Annotated in this window: 1 protein-coding gene; it reads right to left on the bottom strand. The window is 80.6% G+C overall.

Annotated elements, in window-relative coordinates; translation table 11 throughout:
- Nucleotides 1-155: 155 nt before the first annotated feature.
- Nucleotides 156-630 (bottom strand): glutamate ligase domain-containing protein (locus ABEB16_RS22085; protein ID WP_345714311.1); only part of this gene is annotated, 475 nt, incomplete at its 5' end.

The following is a 630-nucleotide window of genomic DNA, read 5'->3' as shown; positions in this document are numbered from 1 at the left end:
CGCCGCGGGACGCGCCGCACCCCCGGGGGACGCCGGGTCGCCCACCGCGGGGACGTCGCCCACCGGGACGCCACCCACCGGCACGTCCACCGGGACGTCCACCGGGGCGCCGGCCGCGGGTCGCGACCTCGGCCGCGGCGGCGTGGGGCGGCGGGTCACGCGCGTTCTCGGAGCGCGGCCAGCACCCGCGGACCGAGCTCGGTCACGTCACCGGCGCCGACGGTCAGCACCAGGTCCCCGGGACGGGCCCGGGCCGCCAGCCGCGCCACCGCCGCACCCGCATCGGGCTCGAACGCGACCGCACCCGCCGGCAGCGGCACGCCGGCGGCCACCAGGGCACCGGTCACCGCCGGGTCCGGGTCCTCCCGGGCCACGTAGACGTCGAGGACCACCACCTCGTCGGCCAGCGCCAGCGCGCGGCCGAAGTCCGCGGCGAACGCGCGGGTGCGGCTCACCAGGTGCGGCTGGAACACCACAAGCACCCGCCCCGCACCGGCCACCTCCCGCGCCGCCCGCAGCAGCACCGCCACCTCGGTGGGGTGGTGGGAGTAGTCGTCGACGACGCGCACGCCGCCGGCCTCCCCCCGCAGCTCGAAGCGCCGGCGCGCGCCGCCGAACGTGGCCAGGCCC

The organism is Kineococcus glutinatus (assembly GCF_039542765.1).
Lineage (GTDB): Bacteria > Actinomycetota > Actinomycetes > Actinomycetales > Kineococcaceae > Kineococcus_A > Kineococcus_A glutinatus.
Note: the sequence above shows the minus strand (reverse complement) of the source record. Positions and strands in the feature narration are given on the sequence as shown.